General features: G+C 41.5%; 6 protein-coding genes and 1 pseudogene. All 7 read right to left on the reverse strand.

The features are described from left to right. Positions 1-69 precede the first annotated feature (69 nt). A complete protein-coding gene (gene gltA, locus DXA07_RS12110; RefSeq protein ID WP_117785569.1) occupies positions 70-1,458 on the reverse strand; it encodes an NADPH-dependent glutamate synthase in 1,389 nt (462 codons plus the stop codon). Then, positions 1,458-2,345 carry a sulfide/dihydroorotate dehydrogenase-like FAD/NAD-binding protein gene (locus DXA07_RS12115; protein WP_021945016.1) on the reverse strand — a complete coding sequence of 296 codons (888 nt, stop codon included), beginning with the start codon at positions 2,343-2,345 and terminating at the stop codon, positions 1,458-1,460. Before DXA07_RS12115 ends, gltA begins: the two co-directional genes overlap by 1 nt. A 149-nt stretch (positions 2,346-2,494) precedes the next feature. Then, a complete protein-coding gene (locus DXA07_RS12120) occupies positions 2,495-2,929 on the reverse strand; it encodes a hypothetical protein (RefSeq protein ID WP_118484767.1) in 435 nt (144 codons plus the stop codon). Positions 2,930-2,944: 15 nt separating this feature from the next. Continuing rightward, positions 2,945-4,470 (reverse strand): annotated as a pseudogene (locus DXA07_RS12125) (DNA methylase). A gap of 247 nt (positions 4,471-4,717) precedes the next feature. Next, the gene (locus DXA07_RS14170; RefSeq protein WP_348980831.1) at positions 4,718-4,954 is read right to left on the reverse strand and encodes a hypothetical protein; all 237 of its coding nucleotides are present in this window, start codon (positions 4,952-4,954) and stop codon (positions 4,718-4,720) included. Between the two features lie 23 nt (positions 4,955-4,977). Next, the gene (locus tag DXA07_RS12130; RefSeq protein WP_348980830.1) at positions 4,978-5,673 is read right to left on the reverse strand and encodes a PD-(D/E)XK nuclease family transposase; all 696 of its coding nucleotides are present in this window, start codon (positions 5,671-5,673) and stop codon (positions 4,978-4,980) included. Positions 5,674-5,837: 164 nt separating this feature from the next. Beyond that, positions 5,838-6,458: an ATP-binding protein gene (locus tag DXA07_RS13130; RefSeq protein WP_182429591.1), complete on the reverse strand. Its 621-nt coding sequence runs from the start codon at positions 6,456-6,458 to the stop codon at positions 5,838-5,840. Positions 6,459-7,014 lie beyond the last annotated feature (556 nt).

Below are 7,014 nucleotides of genomic sequence, written 5' to 3' on the forward strand. Positions count from 1 at the left end.
GTATTACTATTAAACGTCTTGTGGAATAATAGATAATACCATCCTTTATTTTGTTTCAAAGACTATATATTAGTTGAGTCCTTTGAGGTACTCGTCAATGCCCTTTGCTGCTGCCTTTCCGGCTCCCATAGCAAGGATAACTGTAGCTGCACCGGTAACTGCATCACCACCGGCATATACACCTGTCTTTGTGGTCTGTCCGTTTGCCTCATCGGCAACGATACATTTCCACTTATTTGTATCAAGTCCCTTTGTTGTGGATGAGATCAGCGGGTTTGGTGAAGTACCAAGTGACATGATAACCGCATCCACATCCATGACGAACTCAGAACCAGGAATCTCAACCGGTCTTCTTCTACCGGATGCATCCGGCTCACCAAGTTCCATCTTAACACATTTCATGCCCTTAACCCAGCCCTTTTCATCTTCAAGGATCTCAGTTGGATTTGTAAGGAGATCAAAAATGATTCCTTCTTCTTTTGCATGATGTACTTCTTCTACTCTGGCAGGAAGTTCTTCTTCACTACGTCTATATACAATATGTGTCTCAGCGCCAAGTCGAAGTGCTGTTCTTGCAGCATCCATTGCTACGTTACCACCGCCGACAACGGCAACCTTCTTACCAACCATGATAGGTGTGTTAGAGCCTTCCTTGTAAGCCTTCATCAGGTTACTTCTTGTCAGGTACTCATTTGCTGAGAATACACCATTTGCATTCTCACCCGGAATACCCATGAACTTAGGAAGTCCTGCACCGGAACCGATAAATACTGCTGAGAAGCCTTCCTCCTCCATTAATTCATCTATCGTTACAGATTTACCGACTACAACGTCAGTCTCAATCTTAACACCTAAGGATTTTACATTTTCGATTTCTTTCTTTACTACGCCATCTTTTGGAAGACGGAATTCAGGGATACCATAAACCAGTACGCCGCCTGTCTCATGAAGTGCTTCAAAGATTGTTACATCGTAACCCATCTTTGCAAGATCTCCTGCACAGGTAAGACCGGATGGACCGGAACCGATAACTGCAACCTTCTTGCCATTCTTCTCTGCTGCCGGTTCCGGCTTAATGCCATGCTCTCTTGCCCAGTCAGCAACGAAACGTTCCAGTTTACCGATAGATACAGGATCGCCCTTGATACCTCTGATACATTTACCTTCACACTGTGTCTCCTGTGGACATACACGGCCACATACAGCAGGGAGTGCTGATGATTTGCTGATCACCTGGAATGCCTCTGCAAATTCGCCCTTCTTTACATGAGCGATAAATCCAGGAATATCAATAGAAACAGGACAGCCCTTTACACACTGTGCATTCTTACAGCCGATACATCTTGCTGCTTCTGCCATTGCTTCTTCTTCATTATATCCGTAACATACTTCTTCAAAATTCTTTGCACGAACCGCAGGTTCCTGTTCACGAACCGGTACTCTATTTAAAACGTCCATTATTTGTCACCTCCACACTGTCCGCATCCACCATGATGGGTGTCGCCTTCCTTGGCTGCAAGATATGCTCTGCCTTCCTGTGTCTTATAGATCTGCTGACGCTCCATAGCTTCTTCAAAGTTTACAAGGTGTCCGTCAAATTCAGGTCCGTCTACACATGCGAATTTTACTTCGCCGCCAACTGTTACTCGACATGCACCACACATACCGGTACCATCTACCATGATCGGATTCAGGCTGACAACTGTAGGGATCTCAAGCTCTTTTGTAAGCTTACAAACGAACTTCATCATGATCATCGGTCCGATTGCTACGCATACATCATATTTATTGCCTGCGTCTACAAGCTTCTGAATCTCATTTGTAACAACGCCCTTGCTTCCATATGAACCATCGTCTGTTGTAATGTAGAGATTTCCGGCAACTGCCTTCATCTGCTCTTCCAGAATGATAAGCTCTTTGGATCTTCCACCGATGATAACATCAGCGGCTACTCCATGCTCATGTAACCATTTTACCTGTGGATATACAGGTGCGGTTCCTACACCACCGGCTACAAATAAGATCTTCTTATTCTTTAATGTCTCTAAATCTTCTTCTACTAATTCCGACGGACGGCCAAGCGGTCCAACAAAATCTGTAAAGCTGTCTCCAACCTTTAAATTCTTCATCATCTCTGTTGCTGCACCTACTACCTGGAATACGATAGTGATCGTGCCTGCTTCTCTTGAATAATCGCAGATTGTAAGAGGAATTCTCTCTCCATCTTCTGAGCCTCTTACGATTACAAACTGACCCGGAAGACAATTCTTTGCTACTCTTGGTGCTTCCACGTCCATAAGATAGATTGCATCTGTCAACGCTTCTGTTCTAACAATCTTAAACACGTTTTTATCCTTCCTTTCTCTTTTCCCGACTCTCCACACAAGACTCAGGAATACTACACTGCCGAAATCGCACAATATAGTCCATTATAGCATCTATTAACAAATACTGTAAAGGTGTAATTTTCAGGCATTTTCATATAATTTTTACGTTACTCCAAACCGGAAAACAGATCGCTTTCTATCCGACTGATATCTTCAATCGGTATGATCGTTGCATCTGCCATGATCACCGCTCTCCTGTACAGATCGATTCGCTTAACGATACCGGAATGCGTAACATATTCTCCTCCGGCTTTTCTCTCATCCTGTACGAAATAGGTAATATCCACTAACTGTTCTGTACCTATATTGGCTGAAATAATGTTTAGTTTCTCATTCAATTCTTCCAATACTTCATCACTGAGCACCCGTTTCTCATCTGTCCGTCTGGCAGTCTCACGAATCGCCGCCGCATGTCCTGTCAATGCCGCAAACGGCGCAAATTGTGCCGCCCGGTCATAGAGCGTCATCTGCGGATGCGTCTTTGAAACAGGGTGTTCCAAATGAATGATATCATCATATTTATGGTTGTTCTGCTCCTGCATATTATATATACCTCTTTATGCCTTATGTCCGCCAATCTGTGCATTTCTGTCTTTCGCCGTTGCTCCCTCCTGCAGGTTCATGCCCTTCAGGATCGCATTTTTTCCATATTTTTTCTTAATACTGAGCATGGCTTCCTGCATATGGCGCTCTCGTTCCAGATCTGCTTCCTCTTTTTCCCTTTGTTCCTTTACTGCTTCATAATCTGTAAAAAAATCAAGCTGCTCATACGCATCGTCATTCGTGACAGTATGTTCATCCACCAGTTTATTCGCGGTAATATTGATCCTCCGGATCAAAAGATCCTTGTCGACGATCCGGTCATACAGTTCCATTACCGCATCCATAAGCATCTGCGTCGATGAGGTCTGCCGCTTCAGATTGATCGTTCCATGTGCATGCTTCGGAACCTTTCGTCCATAACGATCCGTTGTAACAGCGCCTTTATATCTCTTCTTTCTCGCCGGATCTGTCAGATTATCAATATCATAACCGATCGTAAGCACGATCTGATCTGTAACAAGTCCCTTATCCACCAGATCAAGCGACATAAGATCAGTCATTTCCTTTACAACCAACCTTGTCTTATCAAAATCATACGGACAATGCAGTACCTGCCGGTGCAAATGCTGTTCGTCTCCGGCTTATATGCCTTGATCTGATCCATCGTGCAAGGCTCATATCCCCATGCATGATCGATCAGCAGCTCTGCATTAATGCCAAATAACTTATACAATAAATCTTCATTATATAATTCATTTGTCTTTCCGACCGAGCATCTCGCCACATCGCCCATTGTGTATAGCCCATATTCCGCTAATTTCTTCGCATATCCCTGACCGACACGCCAGAAATCCGTGATCGGCTTGTGACTCCAAAGCTTCCTGCGGTATGCCATTTCATCCAGCTCCGCAATCCGTACTCCGTCCTCATCCGGTTCGATATGCTTCGCCACGATATCCATCGCGATCTTACAAAGATACAGATTGGTTCCGATTCCTGCCGTCGCTGTGATTCCGGTCGTCTTTAACACATCTCGTATCATCATCATGGCTAGTTCTCTGGCTGTCATATGATAGGTATTCAGATAGCCGGTCACATCCATAAATACCTCATCGACCGAATAAATATGAATATCCTCCGGCGCAATGTATTTCAGATAAATGTCATAAATCCGTGTACTGTATTCCATATAAAGTGCCATGCGCGGCGGAGCAATAATATAATCCAGCTGAAGAGTCGGGTCTGTCCCCAGCTTCGTGCTGTCATCCGATGTCCCGGTAAAATGATGATCCGGTATATTCCGTCTTCTTGCGTTATTTGCCTCCCTTACCTTCTGAATAACCTCAAACAATCTCGCCCTGCCCGGTATTCCATATGCCTTAAGAGAAGGGGATACCGCCAGACAGATCGTTTTCTCTGTTCGGCTCGGATCTGCCACTACCAGATTTGTGGTCAGGGGGTCTCTGTTCCGTTCTCTACATTCTACGGAAGCATAGAATGATTTCAGATCAATCGCTATATATGTTTTATTTTCTTCCATTTATCTATGCTCCTTCCGTATATTTTATCCACCATCATCCAACGGTTGTTCTGCATTTTATTTCACGCTTCAATTATATGTAAAATGGTTGGTTTTCTCAATGGGAAAATACGGATACAAAGATAAAGTCCCACCTGTTTCGGGTGCTATGTCAGGGATATTATTGGAGCAAAAAGTCCAGATACAGCATTTCTACCATATCTGGACTTCTACTAAAATATACATGCTATCTGTTCTGCCTGTGTCTTTAGCCTATAATTGCCTTAATTTCCGCTTCGCTCATATCGGTTACATCCATGATCTGCTCTAAGGAGTAGCCTTTCTTATGCATATTCAGAATAAATTCAATTTTTCCTTCTACCCTGCCAGCGGCTTCGCCCTTTGCATATCCCATTTCTTCTACGCCTTCACTCAGATTGCACATGATATTCACCTCTTTCCTTATACTGCGTCTGTCTACCGGTATGTTATATTCCTGTTTCATCAGCTTCAATTTTTGTTCTGCCGTCATTGTCTGTGACAATAGTGTCCAAGCAATCGATGCAATTCATATCTTTCTTCCTTGGGTGGTATCTCCTTCGCCAACCCAATCATCACGATGTTAGGAATATTCAGATTGCCTTTCCAATCCTGTTCCTCTACCAGATCATCCTTCACCATATGGATATGACTCAGACTGTTCTTCTCCATATTCATACAAATCCAGATGGAATATACCTGTTTGATCTCGTTATAATCAGAACCTGTGAATTCTCGCTCTTTCTGTGATGATACCAGTCTTGCGGTGTAAAAGATTGCCCGATTTAAGATAAAGTACTTTGTCGGTTCATTCTTCTGTGCTTCCAGATTGATGATCATCTTTGCCAATCCATCCCGCATCTGTACATAGAAAATAATATCAAAATATATCTTTCCCTCATCAATTTCGGAACTTTCTGTATTCAGTCCGACAATCCGTTCACCGGTTCTGGCATCCACTGCTTCTTTGTTCATTAGTCCAGGTTCAACCGGAATCTGGCTGATATACGGTTCACCTTCAATCAATGATGCAACCGTATCTGCATCCATGCCTTTAAATTCTTCTACTACCCTGATCAGTATATGCGCCAATATGATCTTCTGTCCAAGCAGCCGCTTGGCACTGGCATCATACTGTGCTTTCTGATCAGTAGCATTGGAGGAATATACAATTTCGTTATCCATGTTCTATCTCCTTTCTTAATACTGATAGAACAGAATAACATGCATATTTTATGCTTTGTATATTGCCTCCGTCTCTCCAAATTTGATTGTAATGGATATCCGAACGGAAAACAAGTTTATAATTATTTACCTAAAAAGAATCCTCAATATGTCAGAATATCCTTTTATATCTCATCTTTTTGCTGTAAAAAGATATCGACTGTTACCCATTCCGGATCTACGTTGTACTCCATTCTCCCATTATAGGATTTTACCACACGTTCCATATTCTGGATTCCGTATCCATGACCATCTCCCTCTTTGGAAGAATAAAATTCACCGCCAGCCAATGCTTTATAACGGCTGCTGTCATATGTATTCTTAATTTGAAAACTGATCATATTTTCATAACAGCCAGCTTTCATAATAACCGCTTTCCTATCATTTCCTTTCAGACACGCTTCCATTGCATTTTCAAGAGCATTCGCCAGAACTCCACAAATGTCAATATCTTTGACACCCAGATTGCTTGGCAATCCACCATCAAATTGAAAATCAACCTCTTTAAATTTCTGATCCCTTGTAATGCCAAATATAATAGAATCAACCATAAAGTTTCCGGTATACCGAACCCGTTCTCGATTTAACTCTTTATCCTTCTGGGATAATTGTCCCATATATTTCTCCAATTCTGAATATTCTCCACCATAGACCAGACCTTCCATTGCTGCAATATGGTGTCTGAAATCATGTCTGAACTGCCGAACCTTCTCATAATCATCATGAACTTGTTCACCATATGCCAATTTCAATCCTAAACTTTCGCCATAAAGCCCTTCCGTTTCTATGTGTACATCATTTTGGTGTTTTAAACGATTTGAATGTAGGAAGAATACAATAATACAAGCAACGATTATAGCAAAGGTAAGCCCAATAATGTTATACAGCCGTGCCCTGTTTTCTGGTTTCCCATATGCCATAGTCATCATCATAATTATAAAAATGAAATAAAGACTCAGCATTGCTACTGATAATAAGGAACATTGCAAGGTCTCAATTTTCCTATTCAACATATTTTTTCTAACAAATCTGCGGCATCCCAAAACGATCAATATGACTATAATAAATGAAATTATATTTGCATATATCTTAATCCATCCTGCATCATAAATATAATACCACCATATTTTTCCTTTTATTAAATATCCTAATGTTACAAACATCGCAGTATCAATATAATTAACACCTATCAATGATAATACATACACTATAATTTTATTTTTCATTTTGCCATCATATCAATGATAATACATACACTATAATTTTATTTTTCATTTTGCCATCATATAAAAGTAACACGAT

Origin of the sequence: Clostridium sp. AM54-37XD (assembly GCF_003478225.1) — a bacterium.
Classification (GTDB): domain Bacteria; phylum Bacillota; class Clostridia; order Lachnospirales; family Lachnospiraceae; genus Coprococcus; species Coprococcus ammoniilyticus.